Here is a 16,286-nt window from a genome sequence, read left to right as displayed (position 1 = left end):
ATCAAATTTTTAATTCTATAATCAACGTCATTTACATTACTATTGGTGCAGCAAGACAACTATCTGGAATGGCAAAGGCATTTACTAGTGAAACTGCTTCTGGTCTAAGTTCCCAGCACAATTGGTTTACCATTTTCCGAATTGCTTTTGTTTTAACAGGTTCTAAATATCCATCTTCAAGGTACCATCCTTTATTTTTTTCTATTTGTGAAAGTGCATAGAGTTGGCTCAATTTAGCTACTATAACCTTACTTTGTGGATCTTCGAAACTTTCTAACGCTTTTACAAATTGTTCTAAAACGATACGATCTAAGTACGCTTGCGCAACATCGATCATTTGGTGCTGCACCACATTAAAGGCATCATAAGGTTCTAAACCACCGATAATTAATTTTTTTAATCGCTTTGCTGCTGAGGCTAATATTGTTTTCTCTCGATATTCAAAAGCACTCAAATGAAAAGCAGAATCTAGTAAATGTGCTTCATCAGTCTTTCTTGTTACAATTGGATTTTTCTCAGCGATTACTGTTTTGGTGTTTTCATATACATAACTTATAATTCCCATTGCGTCCATTTTACCATACGTTTTACGGAATTCTGCTAGTCTATTTTTAGCCACTAATTGCATCAATACGGTATTGTCACCCTCAAAAGTAGTGTAGATTTCTGTATCGTTTTTTAAAGCACCAATTCTATTTTCAGACAAATATCCTTTGCCGCCGCAAGCCTCGCGACACTCTTGTAAAGTCGCTGTGGTATTCCAAGTCGCATACGCTTTCATACCAGCCGCTAGTGCCTCAATTTCTGGCATTTCGAGTTCAGTTCTTTCTATAAAACGAGTAGTTACATACTGCAAAGCAAAATGTATCGCATACGTTTTTGCAAGCAGCGGAAAAAGTCTTCGTTGGTGCATGCGATAATTTAATATCGAAACTTCTTCACCACCTTCGGGACCAAATTGCTTGCGTTTGTCGCTATATTTAATTGCTATTGTTAGTCCTGATTTGGCTGCAGCCAAAGCTGATCTTGGAATTCCAATTCTTCCTCCAACTAAAGTGCCTAACATTGTAAAAAATCTGCGGTTGTCACTGGGAATAGGACTTTCAAATTTTCCTTGGTCATTTATAGAAGCAAAACGATCTAACATATTATCTTTTGGAATGATAACATTGTCAAAACGAATTATTCCATTATCAACGCCATTGAGTCCCATTTTTAATCCACAATCCTTGATTGTAATTCCTTTCAAAATTACATTGTTTTCGTCACGTAAAGGAACAACAAAAGCATTTACACCATAGTCAACTTCATCAATAATCAATTTTGCAAAAACAGTTGCCATTTGCCCATGAACCGCCGCATTCCCTATATATTCTTTTTGGGCTTTTTCATGTGGGGTATGAATAAGGAATGTTTTATCCTTGTGGTTATATGTTGCGGTAGTTTCTAGACCTTTTACATTCGAACCATGATTGGTTTCTGACATTGCAAAACAACCAGGTAGTTTTAGTGTGCCAATATCTTTTAAATATTTTTGATAGTGTTTTTCTGTTCCAAGCGAATGAATGCTCATTCCCCAAAGTCCAAATTGCACACCAAATTTAATCACCAGACTTAAATCATGATAACTCAGCGTTTCCATTATTGCAAAGTAATCAGCTATGTTTTCTCCGCCACCATATTTTTTAGGATAGGCCATGTTCCCCAAATTCTCGTCTGCTAAAATTTTACACCATTCATACACTTTTTCACGGTAAATAGCGGTATCAGTGGAGGTTTCGTAAGCAAATTCAGGTCTGCTTATAATTGCTTTTACTTTTTGAATAATGGCTGATTGCTTTCCATCTAGTATTTGTGTAAGTTTTGCAATTTCAAACGTCGGTGCCGAATGGTGAGTAGAAGTAAAAGTCGTCGCATTTTTTTTAAAATTTGAGACTACTTCTTCACCAAGAATTCCCAAATCATTTTCTAATTGGATAAAATCAGTTGCAAGCCCTTTTATTAGAATATCGTTGTTAGATAGTTCGAGCACTATATCAAAGATCGATTGCACACGCGGATTTTGCGCTATAGCCTTATCAATTTCTGATTTCCAAGTTGTTAATACAATTCGAGAAGGTGGATTAGAGATAGCTATTTGAGAAGCAAGAAATTCCTTTTCGTTTATTGTTAGCCAGTTTTGTACTTGTATAAAATCTTTTATTATCAGATGTTCTTTTTGAGTTAAGAGGTCATCGGACCAAATAAGATTAAAGAATGGTATAAATACTTTTAATTTTGAATTTTCCATAATATATTTTATTGTACAGTCAGTTTTATTTTTTCAATTTAGTCAAAGTTGACTGGTAAAACTATAGAGAAAGGAAATATTGATGAAAATAGTAGCTCTTTATTTTTAAACTAAAACTGCTGCAAAAGATGATTGCGGATTACGCATCTAAGTTAAATGTAAAGAATAGCGCAAATTTCAAATACGTTTTTAGCTAAAAACAGTCAAAATAATTTTTTCAAAAATATTTGAACTTGTAAATGTAATAGCAAGTGATGCTTAAATTATATTATTTTTAATCTAGAGTTAAAGCACCTAATATTTCCTCAGACATAAAAGGCCCACCGGGATATTTAGCGGTATAATCTAAATTCATCCAAATTTGTCCTCTTTCATCAACATGATAATAAAGTTTTTTACCACTACTTTCAATTGGAAATAATTCATTTTTTATTAAAAAATTTATTGCTTCAAGATCAGTTTGTGATCCAATAAGTATTTCTGGATAAATATGCCCTTTAGTGTGAATCAATCTTGGAGTTCCTCCTATAGATCGCACACTCGCAGCCATGAGTATAGAATGGTCATCACAATCACCTGAAAAATAAAGCAAGGATTCCGTTGCTGTAGCAATGTAATCACCAGCTTTTGGATCGCTTACATAGTTCCATCTACTATTAATTTCTTTGAATACGGCAAAACATTGAATTATGGTTCGGTATTCAGAATATCCTTTTATCTCTTTAAAATGCTCGCTGGTTGCTTTGATAGCAAAATTTCTAATTTTAGGATTTTGATATTCAATTGCATTAATAATTTTCGATTTATTTGGGAAAGGAAGCAGTTTTGCAATTATTATATCTTGCGGATAGGGATTGTAAGACATTGAGTACATCATTGAATTATAATCTTCATAAACGCTGTTAAATCCGTAGTTTCCAATAGTTGAACCATAGATCAAAAGAATTAAATATAAAAGAATACAAACAATAATAATGGTTCTTAACAAACGTAAAATTATCTGAATTACAATAACCATTGCTACGAAAAGAACAACTCTATCAATGTTTAAAAACCAGTTAGGATTGATTAAATTTTGATGTAAGATGATAAAAAGCGGTAATGCAATTAAAATATTTAAGATAAGAATTATCACATCATCCCATGGTTTTTTGACCTGAAACTTTTGTTTGACATCTTGAAAATTAAATTTTTTTATTTCTATCATAAGTTAAAATAAAAGAGGCACTCTACACTACTTTTACAATATCTTCAAAAGTACCTTTTTTATCTATGATTTTGAGTTCAAAAAGTTGGTTTTGAACTTTGTTTAACATTTCTTCCGATAAAGAATTTTGCGACCATTGGGTTAAAGTAAGCCACTCTCTAATATCTTCCGTTTTCTGTGAATACTTTGAAGCTAAGGTTTCCTCTACACTTGGAATGCTTTTGAAATCTTGCGTTGTTTTATTTATGATTTTTAAAATTGTTGCAATTATTGTAGGTTGCTTTTCTAATATTTCATCAGAAACGGCAATTACAAAACAAGGCCATGGAGTAGGGCAGTCAGCTACTCTTCTAAAAATTCCTTGATCTACTAATGGTTTAGTCATAAAATGCTCCCACATAAAATAATCGGCAGTTCCATTTGTTAAAGCTTGCACAGCACCGTCGATTGTATTTACAATCTCAAAATGCAGATTATCAGTTTTCCAACCTTGCTTATTTGCATTTACATACGCCATCAACTGTGATCCAGAACCCAAACGAGAAATAGCGATTTTTTTGTTTTCTAAGTCGTCAATTGTTTCAAAACTGGAACTAGCTGCGACATGAATCCCCCAAATTAATGGACTTTCAACATAAACTTGAACAATTTTACTGGGATTTCCAGCTGTAATATCTTTTACAATTCCCTCAGTTAATATAACAGCAATATCCGTTTCACCATTTCGAAGCATTTGGCACATTTTACCTGTACCTTCGGGAACATCAGTCCATTGCAAATCGATATTTTCTTTTTCGAAATCACCATTTTTAATTGCTAAATGCCAAGGTAAATTAAAATGTTCTGGAACTCCAGCAATTTTTATTGTTTTCATTATGTATTGGGATTATTTAGTTCATACCAATTCCAAGGAATGTCGTCTTCCATAAATTGATCCGTCATTTTTAGTCCAATTTTTTGTAGGATGATGTTTGATGCTACGTTATCTTTATGAGCAACAGCTTCAATTACTTTGATATTCATTTTGGAAAATCCGTATTCAATCCATGCGAAACTAGCTTCGCTTGCGTATCCTTTTCCCCAGAATTTTTCATTCAATCGATAGCCAATATCATAAAAATTAATTTTATTATTGACCATTTCGGTAATATATTTTAATCCAGCCCAACCAATTAGTTCATTGGTTTCTTTTAAAACAACCACAAATCGTCCAATTCTATTATCTAGATATTGCTTTCTAACGTTATCAATATAAGCATTAACTTCACTAGTATCAGTTATGGGTTTATTCCAAAGATATTGATGTACATTGGGGTTTCTGTCCATTTCAAATAATGCATCCGCATCTGATAATTTCATTTCTCGTAAAATCAATCGTTCGGTTTCTAGAATAAGATTCATATTTTTAAATTACTGATATTTGTAATTATTTTTTAATTATACATTTATATCTTTAAAATTATTCAATTTTGCGTAACGAATCATATTTGTTAAGGCGTCTTGATCCAGTTTTGGTATTTCGAGAATTGATTTCAATACAGTAGTGTCGTATTCATTGGCAGTTGTCGTAAAGTAAGGATTTAAATGTTTGCCAATACTTTCGTAATACATTTTTTCTATCGAATTCGCATACTTAAAATCTTCTGAATTTGGGACTAACGTATAATTAGAATATCCCACTTCCTTCATAATTATTTGCAATCCGTGCGTCATATTGAAACTTTTATCATGAACAATATTGAGTTGCTCAATATCGTCTCTATCCAAGGAGTTTACAATTACTTTAGCCACATAATCAACAGGAATAATATTCAGTACGGTGTCGTCATTAATCATAAAACGGATATTTTCTTGATTCCCTTTTCGTTGAGAAAGAACGTAAAAGAATTTTGCCAAAAGATAAAATACCATGTATTTCGAAATAAAATAGGGATTCTCTTTACTTAACATCTTGCCTCCAATAACACTAGGACGCAGAATTTGAAATGGCAAACCGATTTTTTTACATTCTTCTGCAATAAAATTTTCCGAGTGAAATTTAGCATTTTCATACGCGTTTCGATGATCTGGTTTAAATCCTAAATTATGAAAATCATTATCTATCATGCCTTTGCGATTTCCAGAAGAAAAGGCAGTTCCTATATAAATGAATTTTTTTATGAAAGGATGAAATATACCAAAAAGGGCTTTTGTAATTTTAGTGTTTTCGTCAAAAATCTTTTCTCGATGTTCTTCATCAGTCGATAAATTTACAAATCCAGCAGAATGAATGAAATATGCATCTGTAATTTCATTTAAAACAGTTTCCTGAACTAATGCCAAATCAGTATCAATAATTTCTAAATATTCATGCAGTTTTTTTATTCCCTTATCTCGAATATTTTTTGGCGTATAACTACTAGATAAAAGTTCGTTTATACGATCGGAAGCTGAATTTTTACCTTTATTTCTTGCAAAAATAATTAGTTTGCCATCAATTTTTTTATTGATAAAAAACTCTAATATTTCATACATTATTTGAGATCCTAGTAATCCTGTTGCACCTGTAAGTATTATTTTCATTATCGTTTTATTCTAAAAAGCAAATGTAGTTTTAAAAAAATAATAAAAACTTTTTTAAAACCACAAATGAGTAAGATTTTGAAAACTAAATTTTCTTATCCTAAAGCAATTTTTTCTAATGTATAGGCAATCAATTCATCAACTGCTTTGTACGGATCTTCGCTAAAAGTTCCCGAAGCGCGATTAGCAATTATAGCGTTCAAAGAAAGTGCGTTATGTCCTAAAAGCGCCGAGAGTCCATATATTGCCGCAGTTTCCATCTCTAAATTTGTGATTTGGTTGTCACCAAAACTAAAATTATCCATTTTAGAATTTAAAGCTTCATCTTGAATGTTCAGTCGCAAAACCCTTCCTTGTGGACCGTAAAAACCACCAGCGGTGGCCGTGATTCCTTTATGCATTTTATCACTTTCGATCATTTTTTCTAATTTTGCAGAACAAGCAATAACGTAAGGTTTTCCTTTTCTCACATCCCAATTGGTATGTTTTACAAAAGCATCTTCCATTTCAGGATTTGAAACTTCATCAATCAAATAAGAGCGCAGCATATTGTCTAATCCCAAACCAAATTTTGACATTACAAAACTATCAACAGGAATATCAGCTTGCAACGAGCCTGAAGTACCAATCCTGATGATGTTAAGCGAGGTTAATTTTTCTTTAGGTGTTTTAGTTTCTAAATCGATGTTGACCAATGCATCTAACTCATTGATTACAATATCAATATTATCCGGTCCAATTCCGGTAGACATTACTGTAATTCGCTTGCCTTTAAAAATTCCTGTTTGCGTTTTAAATTCTCTTTTTTGAGTAGAAAATTCAATACTGTCAAAAAACTGAGTGATTTTTTCAACACGATTTTGATCTCCTACAAAAATTATATCATGCGCAATATTTTCTGGTTTTAAATTCAAATGGTAAACACTACCGTCTGGATTTAATATTAATTCTGATGATTGTATCATGTAATAATTGTTTTAACCTATACATAGTAAAGCATGTTGCTGAACTTACATGGTTCTATTTAATTTTATTTTAAAAAAAAGATTTAAAATTATTTATTTCTAATTCCCCCTTCGGGGGTTAGGGGGCTATCCTCCAACACGTTTCACTTTAAAACCTTTACCCTTTAAAATTTCCATAATCTTATCGCGGTAATCGCCTTGAATAATGATTGAGTCGTCTTTGAAAGTTCCGCCAACGCTTAATTTTGTTTTAATTTCTTTGGCTAGAATTTTAAAATCTTCATCCATACCTTCATAACCTTCTATTATGGTTGTTGCTTTGCCTTTTCGCTTTTCAAACTTACAAATCATAGGTTCTTTTTGAACATATAATTGATGTTCCTCCTTTTGAATTGGATCTTCAGGAAGTGGCTCGTGATCAGGAAAAAGATTTTTTAATTGGTCTTGTAAGTCCATAATTTTTAATTTAAATTCCAAAGAATAAATATCAAATCCCAAAAAATAAATTCCAAATTCCAATAATTTGTGATTTAAAACACAATCTCATTTTTTTGGAATTTGGAATTTTTAATAATTGGTTTTAATTCCCGCTGCAGCGGACTTAGGCTTTTATTTTTTAATTAATCCTAAATCAACTAAACGTTCATATAAATAGGCTCCAGCAGTAATGTCCTCGAATTTCTTTGGGTTTTCGGCGTCAATACAGTTTTCTAAACAGTTTAATGGCATATCGCTTACTGGATGCATAAAAAACGGAATTGAATAGCGCGAAGTTCCCCATAATTCTCTTGGTGGGTTTACCACTTGATGAATAGTTGATTTCAATTTGTTATTAGTGTGACGAGATAACATATCGCCCACATTAATTACTAATTCATCAGGTTCAGCTATGGCATCAATCCATTCTCCCTCATGTGTTTGCACTTGCAATCCTTTTCCTTGTGCTCCCATCAATAAAGTGATCAGGTTAATATCACCATGTGCTGCGGCACGAATGGCATTTTCGGGCTCTGACGTGATAGGAGGATAATGAATAGGTCTTAAAATTGAATTTCCATCTTTGGCATAATTGTCAAAATAAAACTCATCGAGACCTAAGTGAATAGCCAAAGCTCTCAAAACGTAAACTCCGGTTTTTTCAAGCATTTGGTATGCTTCTTTTCCAACCAAATTAAAACGAGGAAATTCTGCCACTTCAACATTTTCAGGATATTCATCGGCATATTTTGAACCTTCAGAAACGTATTGTCCAAAGTGCCAAAATTCTTTTAAATCTCCTTCTTTCCGACCTTTGGCATGTTCTGTTCCAAAAGAAACATAGCCTCTTTGTCCTCCAATTCCCGGGATTTCATAACTGCGTTTTGTTTCTAATGGTAAAGTGAAGAAATTTCGAATTTCGCCATACAATTCATCGACTAATTGGTCGTCTAAAAAATGCCCTTTAAGTGCTACAAAGCCAATGTCTTCAAAAGCACTTCCGATTTCATTTACAAATTTTTGTTTACGTGTCGGATCATCCGACAGGAAATCACGCAAGTCAACACTAGGAATGTTTTGCATACTGTTACATATTTTTTTTAAAATGCAAGGTCAAAAATCTTGCAATTACAAATGTAAAGAATAATTTTATATCTAAATTTTAAAACTTAAAAACAACTTAAAAATTTATAACAAAACAAGACCAAACTGTTATATTTTTTTATCTTTGAAATCTATTATAAAAGCAAAAACATGATCTTCGATAGAAAAAATCTTACTGATATTCAATTATTAGATTTATATAAAAAGTTACTTAAACCAAGACTCATAGAAGAGAAAATGTTGATTTTAATTCGTCAAGGCAAAGTATCCAAATGGTTTTCTGGAATTGGGCAAGAAGCAATTTCTGTGGGAGTTACCGCCGTTTTAGATAAAGAAGAGTACATTTTGCCAATGCACAGAAACTTAGGAGTATTTACTGGTAGAGATATTCCATTATACCGTCTTTTTTCACAATGGCAAGGAAAAGCGAACGGATTTACAAAAGGTCGTGATCGCAGTTTCCACTTTGGAACGCAACACTACAAAATTATTGGAATGATTTCGCATTTAGGTCCTCAATTAGGAGTAGCAGACGGAATTGCGCTTGCAAACAAATTGAAGAAAAACGGCAAAATTACCGCAGTTTTTACTGGCGAAGGAGCAACTAGCGAAGGAGATTTTCATGAAGCTTTGAATATTGCAGCAGTTTGGGAACTCCCTGTGATGTTTGTAGTAGAAAATAATGGTTATGGATTATCAACTCCTACTAATGAACAATATCGCTGTGAAAACCTTGCTGATAAAGGAATAGGATACGGTATTGAAAGCCATATTGTTGATGGAAATAATATTCTTGACGTTTTCAATCTTCTATCAGAATTGAAAGTATCGATGATTGAAAAACCGCGTCCTGTCTTATTAGAATTCAAAACCTTTAGAATGCGTGGCCATGAAGAGGCGAGTGGTACTAAATATGTTCCGCAAGAACTTATGGATATGTGGGCTATAAAAGATCCAGTAAATACGTATAGAAAATTTTTGAGCAAGAATGGAATTCTGACTGAAGAGTTTGATTCGACTTTAAAAACTGAAATAAAAAAAGAAATTGACGAAGCTTTGGCTTTTGCCAATGCAGAGCCAGAAATAGAGGCGACTTTTAGCGAAGAATTAAATGATGTGTATAAACGCTATCAATATGAAGAGATTAGCCCATCATCCGAAAATGAAAAAATAAGATTTATTGATGCTATTTCTAATAGCTTGCGTGAATCAATGGTACGGCATCCAAACTTAGTAATCATGGGGCAAGACATTGCTGATTATGGTGGCGCGTTTAAAATTACAGATGGTTTTATGGCGCAATTTGGAAAAGAACGAGTTATCAATACTCCTATTTGTGAGAGTGCAGTTGTTTCGGCAGCAATGGGATTGTCCATTAACGGATACAAAGCAATTGTAGAAATGCAATTTGCTGATTTTGTTTCGACTGGATTTAATCCGATTGTGAATTTGTTGGCCAAATCACATTACCGCTGGTTAGAAAAAGCAGATGTTGTAGTTCGAATGCCTTGTGGCGGTGGTACACAAGCGGGACCTTTTCATTCACAAACTAATGAAGCTTGGTTTACAAAAACACCAGGTTTAAAAGTAGTTTATCCAGCATTTCCTTATGATGCCAAAGGGCTACTGAATACATCGATAAATGATCCAAATCCGGTGCTATTTTTTGAACACAAACAATTATATAGAAGCGTTTACCAAGAGGTGCCAAAGGATTACTACACGCTTCCATTAGGAAAAGCGGCTTTATTAAAAGTAGGAACATCCGTAACGATTATTGCTTTTGGTGCAGCAGTGCATTGGGCTTGGGAAACTTTAGAAAAAAACCCTGAAATTTCAGCAGATTTAATTGATTTAAGAACCTTACAACCGCTAGACACTGAAGCTATTTACGCATCGGTAAGAAAAACGGGACGAGCAATTATTTATCAGGAAGATAGTATGTTTGGTGGATTAGCTAGTGATATTTCAGCATTGATAATGGAAAATTGTTTTAAATATTTGGATGCTCCTGTCAAGCGTGTTGCGAGTTTAGACAGTCCCATTCCATTTACAAAAGCATTAGAAGATCAGTATTTGCCGAAAGGCAGATTTGAAAACGAATTATTTGATATACTTCAATATTGATCTAAGAAACTGTTTTGGTAAATTAAATAAAAACTTCTAAAAAGAGAAAGAATTAATTATTTCAGTTTTCGATATTAATTTTTTTTCACCTTTATTTTGGACTGATTATTTAAGTGATGTCTCCTAAATACAAATCCCAAACAGGGAAAATCATATCATAATCGTTCCAGTTTAAGTTTCCATCGACAATATTAAAGTTTTTAAAATTATGTAAGTTTAAATATTTTGAAATGGACGGATGTTGTGATTTTTTTAAAAAATGCTCAAAATTGATTATTCTTTCTGATTCATCGTCAAAAATTACCTTTATTATGTAGCTCTTAATATAAATCGCTTCAATAACATTGATTGTCGCTCTTTCACTTTCATCGCTATAATTAATTGCTATTATCATTTTATTTTTTTTGTAATTTTTTCGAAGGTGATTTCTTTGTGGTATACAAAATAATCAATCCATTTAATTACAATTTCAGTAGCGTAATGTTCTAAGAAAGCCTGAAAGTTTTTAAGTTCAGTGCCAAAAAGTGGTTTTTTTCCTTTTACGCTAATAATTTTAATTTCTGAAATAATTCCGTTGACGATATAAAATTCTGCTTTGCTTTCAAATTCTGCTTTTTTTGCATGAATATGTATTGGCTCATGCTCATTCGAATAAAAATAAAAGAGAATTCCTAAATATTCATATAATTTTGGCATAAATACAATTTAATTCAAATTTACAAAATTTAATTGCTTTTCATAACGAAAGTAAATTTTTATACCAATATTTCGCTTTAATCTTATTTACCTTTTCAGCTAATATTTCAGCATTGATAATGGAAAATTGTTTCAAATATTTAGATGCACCTGTCAAGCGTGTTGCGAGTTTAGAGAGTCCCATTCCATTTACAAAAGCGTTAGAAGATCAGTATTTGCCGAAAGGCAGATTTGAGAAAGATCTTAAAGAGCTTTTGGCATATTGATTAAAGAAATTATTATGAGAATATTTTGGCAATTAAATTCTAAAAATAACCCAAGATCCAATAGATAATAATAAATATTATGATTGTTCCAAAGCAGCCGCCGCCTAACTTCTTAGCACCATAACCTGCTAGTATTGTTTTAAAAAATCCATTCATAATCTTTAATTTTTAGTGAAACATAAAGATAGTAAATTTTTCACACAGAAATTTGAGGTTAAATTTGGAAACAACATTTTGAAATTTTAATTTTGCACTAATAAAATATACCATTATTTATGACGCCGTTAAAAGAAAAATTATTGATAAAAGAAGCATCAATTAATAAAGTTCAATTCGATAAAGAATGGTTTTTTAAACTGGACGATATGGCTTTTTATCTAAAAGAAGATTTGTCAGAAGTTGAATTTGTTTATTTACCAATGTTTATAGATGACGAACAAGAATATGTAAAGTGCGCAGCATTTGATGATATTACTAGAGGTCGAAAAGAAATTCAGTAAATTCAAGATTTAAATTTATTAAAAGTCAATCATATTATCTATTACTTAATTTTGCTTTCTCCTTTATAATATCACTGATTTTTTGGTTTTTAATTTTGCTTTCCAGCCAAGAAATTATATCAAGATAAAGAAAGGCTCTTTTCTCATAAGTATTTTTTTCTAATTCGATAAATCGCTCCCGCATTTTTACGAATTCCTTTTTGATATCACTTGGATAAATAGAATTTAAACTTTTTAAAAATTTAATAATTTCCTTTTGTACTTCATGCAAATCATTCATTTTGATCAAAAATTTATAAGTGCTTTTTAAATGATTTTCTAAATAATAGTCATTTCCCAGTTCATAGTGAGCAATCAAACTTAGCAATCGAGCAAAACACATTAAATCTTCACGCATCGAAAGATTTTTATTATTTATGATTTTTTCTAAATAAAATATGGATTGGACATAGTTTTCATTTCCAAAGTAGATGCTTGCTATTTTGTAAAAAAACATCATTTCATGGTGTTCGTCTAGATGGTCATTATGCAACTTAAGTTTTTGCAAGATCTCTGGAATTAGATATTCGCTTTCAGCAAATGTGCCTTCTAAAATGTGAAAATTTAATTTATTGTTATACACATACAAGAAAGATAATGACGCGATATTATCATTAACAGGGAATTTAGAATCATTGATTGTTTCCTCTAGCTGTACCAGATATTTCTTAAATTTTGATTTATATTTAAGCATGAATAAAGATTCTAACAAGTAATGATTCCCTTTTAAAAAAAACACAGGATTAAGATAAATCATGTTTGGATTTTGATAGAAAAGAGTAACCCATTTATAGGCATATTTATAACTTCCTAAAAAGTCTTGCACTAGAAAACTACGCCAAAGATTTGCATTATAAAACCAATATTTTTCGCGAAAGCCAAATTTTTTCTCGTCTAATTTAGCGATATGTTTATTAAAATAGTTGTCGATATATTGGTGTTCCTCATCACTTTTTACGTACCCTGTTTTTAACATGATTCCGTATAATTGCAAAGATAAATTTGATAATTTACTAGAAATAGTATTTCGATAATTCAAATCTTTTGCTTGTACAACTAATTCATCTGCGCGCCCTTGAATACTTCTTGTAATATACTGAGATTCGATCAATTTCTCGAATTCTACAATTTCAAAAGCCATCAATTTCTCATCGTTTTCTAATGCGAGAATTTTTGTTTTATCAAGAATTTTTAGACTTTGTTTGTACAATCCTTTGTTATATAAAATCGCAGCAAAATCAATTTGTTCCCTTATTTGATAACGCATATTTTGGCTAGGAATATTCAAGCGAATGCTAACTAATATTTGTTTGTATAAGTACGATTTAAGGTTGGATAATTGTACTTTCTTTATAATTCCGTTTTTTAAAATTATTCTTTCATCATAGGCTTCCGACTTATCTAAAACATTAAATAATTCAATAAATTTTGTATTCGAACTAGTTTCTAGCCGACTCGCAAATATCTTAAATTGTCTTTTTTCCGATTTGGAAAGGGATTTTATCAATACGAATAAGAAATCTTTTTGATGGTTAGCCATTGTAAAATTTAGAAGTTTAATTACTTGATTTTAAGTGGTTTATCTATTTAATAATTACTTTATGAGTAGTATATTTGGTTAAATTGAGTTTTAGAATTCTGTCTTAAAATCTATTTTTGTTAGTGAGATGTGAAATTACGTTAAATAAATGATAATGAATAGAGAGAAAGTCCAAATTTTTGATACCACATTAAGAGACGGAGAGCAAGTTCCAGGATGCAAATTAGACACCAACCAAAAACTTCTTATTGCAAATCGATTGGACGAAATGGGTGTTGATATCATTGAGGCTGGATTTCCTGTATCAAGCCCAGGAGATTTTTTATCGGTAACTGAAATTAGTAGGATTGTCAAAAATGCAACCGTTTGTGGATTAACTAGAGCGGTAAAAAATGATATTGACGTAGCGGCACAAGCGCTAAGATACGCCAAAAAACCTCGTATTCACACCGGAATTGGAACATCGGAATCGCATATTGTTCACAAATTAAATACGACCAGAGAAGATGTAATTACAAGGGCAAAATATGCAATTTCTCATGCAAAGTCTTATGTAGAAGACGTTGAATTTTACGCTGAGGATGCAGGGCGAACTGATAATGAATTTTTAGCTCGAGTCTGTGAGGAAGCAATTAAATCAGGTGCAACGGTGCTTAATATACCAGATACAACAGGATATTGCTTGCCAGAAGAATATGGTGCAAAAATAAAGTATTTAAGAGAAAATGTGAAGGGGATTGAAAATGTGGTTCTTTCTTGCCATTGCCATAATGATCTAGGTATGGCTACAGCAAATTCTATATCAGGCGCTATCAACGGAGCCAGACAAATTGAATGTACTATAAATGGAATAGGGGAAAGAGCGGGAAATACCGCGCTTGAAGAAGTAGTAATGATTTTTAAACAGCATCCTTATTTAAATTTATATACTGACATTGATTCCAAACAATTGAACGAAATGAGCCGCTTAGTTTCTGAAAGTATGGGAATGATTGTTCAACCAAACAAGGCAATTGTGGGTGCTAATGCTTTTGCTCATAGTTCAGGAATTCATCAGGATGGCGTTATAAAAAATAGAGCAACCTACGAAATCATGGATCCGCTAGATGTTGGCGTCAATGAATCATCAATAGTTTTAACAGCAAGAAGCGGTAGAGCTGCATTGGCATACAGAGCAAAAAAAGTTGGCTACGAGTTGTCAAAAGTGCAATTAGATGCAGTTTACGTCGAGTTTTTAAAATTTGCCGATATTAAAAAGGAAGTTCTGGATGATGACATTCATCAAATAATTGAGGTTTGTAAGGTATATAGTGAATTAATAAGAAATTAAATTCAACTTTAATCATAAGTTGAATTTAAAAATAATAATCGATCCAATGAATTTAAAAATAGCCGCACTTTCTGGAGATGGCATAGGTCCAGAAGTTGTTTTACAAGCGAAGAAGGCGTTGAACGCTATTGCCATAGTTTTTGATCATGAGTTTATATTTGAAGATGCACTAATAGGAGCAATTGCCATTGAAAAAACAGGCAATCCCTTGCCAGAGCAAACGTTGAATCTTTGTTTAAACACTGACGCCGTTTTGTTTGGAACTGTTGGCGCTGTTTCTCAAGGCCCTGAGATTGACATTAAATCCAGCCCTATTCAAGGTTTATTAAAACTTAGGCAAGCGCTTGGACTTTATGCTAACGTTCGACCAATAAAGCCCTATAATGATTTACTAGATCTTTCGCCTTTAAAAAGAAAAATAATCGAGGATACTGATTTTGTAATTTTCAGAGAAATTTCAGGCGGCTCTTATTTTAGCGAAAAAAAAATAAATGAGCAAGGAACAATAGCTTCTGATTTATGCGAGTACACCGAAAACGAAATCATCCGAATTACGCATTTAGCTTTCAAAACAGCCCAAAAACGTAAAAACAAAGTCACCTTAGTTGATAAAGCTAGCATTCTTGAAACTTCTAGGTTGTGGCGAAAAGTGGTAAAGGAAATCAGTGCCTCTTACCCTGAAGTAGCGGTGGAGTTTCTTTTAGTTGACTATGCGGCAATGCAAATCATAATGAATCCAAAGCAGTTTGATGTTATTTTAACTGAGAATTTATTTGGCGATATCTTATCTGATGAAGCTAGCGTTATTACTGGCGCTATTGGATTGTTACCATCAGCTTCAATTGGGAATGAAAGCGCACTTTTTGAGCCTATCCATGGAATATTTTCGGAAGCAAAAAGAAAAAATATTGCAAATCCTATCGCTTCTATTTTATCAGCTGCAATGCTTTTAGAACATTTCGGACTTCATTTAGAATCGGAAAAAGTGTATGAAGCAGTTCAAAAAGCAATAGAGCTAAATGTCGTCACGGCTGATTTGAATCCGTATTCAAAATTTGGAACAAATGAAGTTGGGGATTTTATAGCAAATTATATCTTGAGTAAAGATGATTTGTATTTCAAAAGTGATAATGTGTATATAGGACAATCAACTATAGTTTAGTCGCACAAGTAATGTATCAAG

At 32.3% G+C, this 16,286-nt stretch carries 15 protein-coding genes and 1 pseudogene; 5 read left to right on the top strand and 11 right to left on the bottom strand.

What is annotated here, in order from left to right:
* Window positions 1–31: 31 nt before the first annotated feature.
* From BUB42_RS07085 to BUB42_RS07050, 8 genes are all read right to left on the bottom strand, one after another.
* Complete coding sequence (locus BUB42_RS07085) at window positions 32–2,290, bottom strand: acyl-CoA dehydrogenase family protein (protein WP_073018618.1); 2,259 nt, start codon at window positions 2,288–2,290, stop codon at window positions 32–34.
* A gap of 274 nt (window positions 2,291–2,564) precedes the next feature.
* Window positions 2,565–3,497, bottom strand: a complete 933-nt coding sequence (locus BUB42_RS07080; protein ID WP_073018616.1) for a transglutaminase-like domain-containing protein — start codon at window positions 3,495–3,497, stop codon at window positions 2,565–2,567.
* A 22-nt stretch (window positions 3,498–3,519) separates the two neighbouring features.
* Entirely contained in the window at window positions 3,520–4,371 is an 852-nt protein-coding gene (locus BUB42_RS07075) for a substrate-binding domain-containing protein (protein ID WP_073018614.1), read from the bottom strand.
* Window positions 4,371–4,898, bottom strand: coding sequence for a GNAT family N-acetyltransferase (locus tag BUB42_RS07070; RefSeq protein WP_073018603.1), 528 nt, complete (start codon window positions 4,896–4,898; stop codon window positions 4,371–4,373). The genes BUB42_RS07075 and BUB42_RS07070 overlap by 1 nt, the downstream gene beginning before the upstream one ends.
* A gap of 36 nt (window positions 4,899–4,934) precedes the next feature.
* Entirely contained in the window at window positions 4,935–6,059 is a 1,125-nt protein-coding gene (locus BUB42_RS07065; protein ID WP_073018601.1) for an SDR family oxidoreductase, read from the bottom strand.
* Between the two features lie 95 nt (window positions 6,060–6,154).
* Window positions 6,155–7,024, bottom strand: a complete 870-nt coding sequence (locus BUB42_RS07060; RefSeq protein ID WP_073018600.1) for a nucleoside phosphorylase — start codon at window positions 7,022–7,024, stop codon at window positions 6,155–6,157.
* A gap of 126 nt (window positions 7,025–7,150) precedes the next feature.
* On the bottom strand, window positions 7,151–7,480 hold the full coding sequence (locus tag BUB42_RS07055) for a translation initiation factor (protein ID WP_073018791.1): 330 nt from the start codon (window positions 7,478–7,480) through the stop codon (window positions 7,151–7,153).
* 153 nt (window positions 7,481–7,633) lie between these two features.
* Complete coding sequence (locus BUB42_RS07050) at window positions 7,634–8,584, bottom strand: isopenicillin N synthase family dioxygenase (protein WP_073018598.1); 951 nt, start codon at window positions 8,582–8,584, stop codon at window positions 7,634–7,636.
* Between the two features lie 171 nt (window positions 8,585–8,755).
* On the opposite strand from BUB42_RS07050, the gene BUB42_RS07045 reads away from it, so the two are divergent.
* Entirely contained in the window at window positions 8,756–10,732 is a 1,977-nt protein-coding gene (locus BUB42_RS07045; RefSeq protein WP_073018596.1) for an alpha-ketoacid dehydrogenase subunit alpha/beta, read from the top strand.
* A gap of 109 nt (window positions 10,733–10,841) precedes the next feature.
* Here the strand turns inward: BUB42_RS07045 and BUB42_RS07040 are convergent, their stop codons facing one another.
* Window positions 10,842–11,126: a DUF2442 domain-containing protein gene (locus tag BUB42_RS07040; protein WP_073018594.1), complete on the bottom strand. Its 285-nt coding sequence runs from the start codon at window positions 11,124–11,126 to the stop codon at window positions 10,842–10,844.
* Window positions 11,123–11,428 (bottom strand): DUF4160 domain-containing protein, encoded by a 306-nt coding sequence (locus BUB42_RS07035; RefSeq protein WP_073018592.1) that lies wholly within the window; start codon window positions 11,426–11,428, stop codon window positions 11,123–11,125. Before BUB42_RS07035 ends, BUB42_RS07040 begins: the two co-directional genes overlap by 4 nt.
* A gap of 95 nt (window positions 11,429–11,523) precedes the next feature.
* Here BUB42_RS07035 and BUB42_RS16910 point away from each other — a divergent pair.
* A pseudogene (locus tag BUB42_RS16910) lies at window positions 11,524–11,694 on the top strand (transketolase C-terminal domain-containing protein); the annotation flags it as partial.
* 275 nt (window positions 11,695–11,969) lie between these two features.
* A complete protein-coding gene (locus BUB42_RS07025; protein WP_073018590.1) occupies window positions 11,970–12,194 on the top strand; it encodes a hypothetical protein in 225 nt (74 codons plus the stop codon).
* A 34-nt stretch (window positions 12,195–12,228) separates the two neighbouring features.
* Here the strand turns inward: BUB42_RS07025 and BUB42_RS07020 are convergent, their stop codons facing one another.
* A complete protein-coding gene (locus BUB42_RS07020; RefSeq protein ID WP_073018588.1) occupies window positions 12,229–13,773 on the bottom strand; it encodes a hypothetical protein in 1,545 nt (514 codons plus the stop codon).
* 154 nt (window positions 13,774–13,927) lie between these two features.
* Between BUB42_RS07020 and BUB42_RS07015 the strand changes: the two genes are divergently transcribed.
* Window positions 13,928–15,103, top strand: a complete 1,176-nt coding sequence (locus BUB42_RS07015; RefSeq protein ID WP_073018587.1) for a 2-isopropylmalate synthase — start codon at window positions 13,928–13,930, stop codon at window positions 15,101–15,103.
* Between the two features lie 46 nt (window positions 15,104–15,149).
* Window positions 15,150–16,265 carry a 3-isopropylmalate dehydrogenase gene (leuB, locus tag BUB42_RS07010; protein WP_073018585.1) on the top strand — a complete coding sequence of 372 codons (1,116 nt, stop codon included), beginning with the start codon at window positions 15,150–15,152 and terminating at the stop codon, window positions 16,263–16,265.
* Window positions 16,266–16,286 lie beyond the last annotated feature (21 nt).

The sequence above is a fragment of the Flavobacterium micromati genome (genome assembly GCF_900129585.1).
GTDB classification, from domain to species: domain Bacteria; phylum Bacteroidota; class Bacteroidia; order Flavobacteriales; family Flavobacteriaceae; genus Flavobacterium; species Flavobacterium micromati.
Note: the sequence above shows the minus strand (reverse complement) of the source record. Positions and strands in the feature narration are given on the sequence as shown.

What these genes read in the sequence shown, in the direction of transcription:
- BUB42_RS07020 (WP_073018588.1), bottom strand. Translation starts at nt 13,773, where the DNA reads ATGGCTAACCATCAAAAAGATTTCTTATTCGTATTGATAAAATCCCTT.
- BUB42_RS07085 (WP_073018618.1), bottom strand. Translation starts at nt 2,290, where the DNA reads ATGGAAAATTCAAAATTAAAAGTATTTATACCATTCTTTAATCTTATT.
- BUB42_RS07080 (WP_073018616.1), bottom strand. Translation starts at nt 3,497, where the DNA reads ATGATAGAAATAAAAAAATTTAATTTTCAAGATGTCAAACAAAAGTTT.
- BUB42_RS07065 (WP_073018601.1), bottom strand. Translation starts at nt 6,059, where the DNA reads ATGAAAATAATACTTACAGGTGCAACAGGATTACTAGGATCTCAAATA.
- BUB42_RS07060 (WP_073018600.1), bottom strand. Translation starts at nt 7,024, where the DNA reads ATGATACAATCATCAGAATTAATATTAAATCCAGACGGTAGTGTTTAC.
- BUB42_RS07075 (WP_073018614.1), bottom strand. Translation starts at nt 4,371, where the DNA reads ATGAAAACAATAAAAATTGCTGGAGTTCCAGAACATTTTAATTTACCT.
- BUB42_RS07040 (WP_073018594.1), bottom strand. Translation starts at nt 11,126, where the DNA reads ATGATAATAGCAATTAATTATAGCGATGAAAGTGAAAGAGCGACAATC.
- BUB42_RS07025 (WP_073018590.1), top strand. Translation starts at nt 11,970, where the DNA reads ATGACGCCGTTAAAAGAAAAATTATTGATAAAAGAAGCATCAATTAAT.
- BUB42_RS07050 (WP_073018598.1), bottom strand. Translation starts at nt 8,584, where the DNA reads ATGCAAAACATTCCTAGTGTTGACTTGCGTGATTTCCTGTCGGATGAT.
- leuB (WP_073018585.1), top strand. Translation starts at nt 15,150, where the DNA reads ATGAATTTAAAAATAGCCGCACTTTCTGGAGATGGCATAGGTCCAGAA.
- BUB42_RS07035 (WP_073018592.1), bottom strand. Translation starts at nt 11,428, where the DNA reads ATGCCAAAATTATATGAATATTTAGGAATTCTCTTTTATTTTTATTCG.
- BUB42_RS07070 (WP_073018603.1), bottom strand. Translation starts at nt 4,898, where the DNA reads ATGAATCTTATTCTAGAAACCGAACGATTGATTTTACGAGAAATGAAA.
- BUB42_RS07015 (WP_073018587.1), top strand. Translation starts at nt 13,928, where the DNA reads ATGAATAGAGAGAAAGTCCAAATTTTTGATACCACATTAAGAGACGGA.
- BUB42_RS07055 (WP_073018791.1), bottom strand. Translation starts at nt 7,480, where the DNA reads ATGGACTTACAAGACCAATTAAAAAATCTTTTTCCTGATCACGAGCCA.
- BUB42_RS07045 (WP_073018596.1), top strand. Translation starts at nt 8,756, where the DNA reads ATGATCTTCGATAGAAAAAATCTTACTGATATTCAATTATTAGATTTA.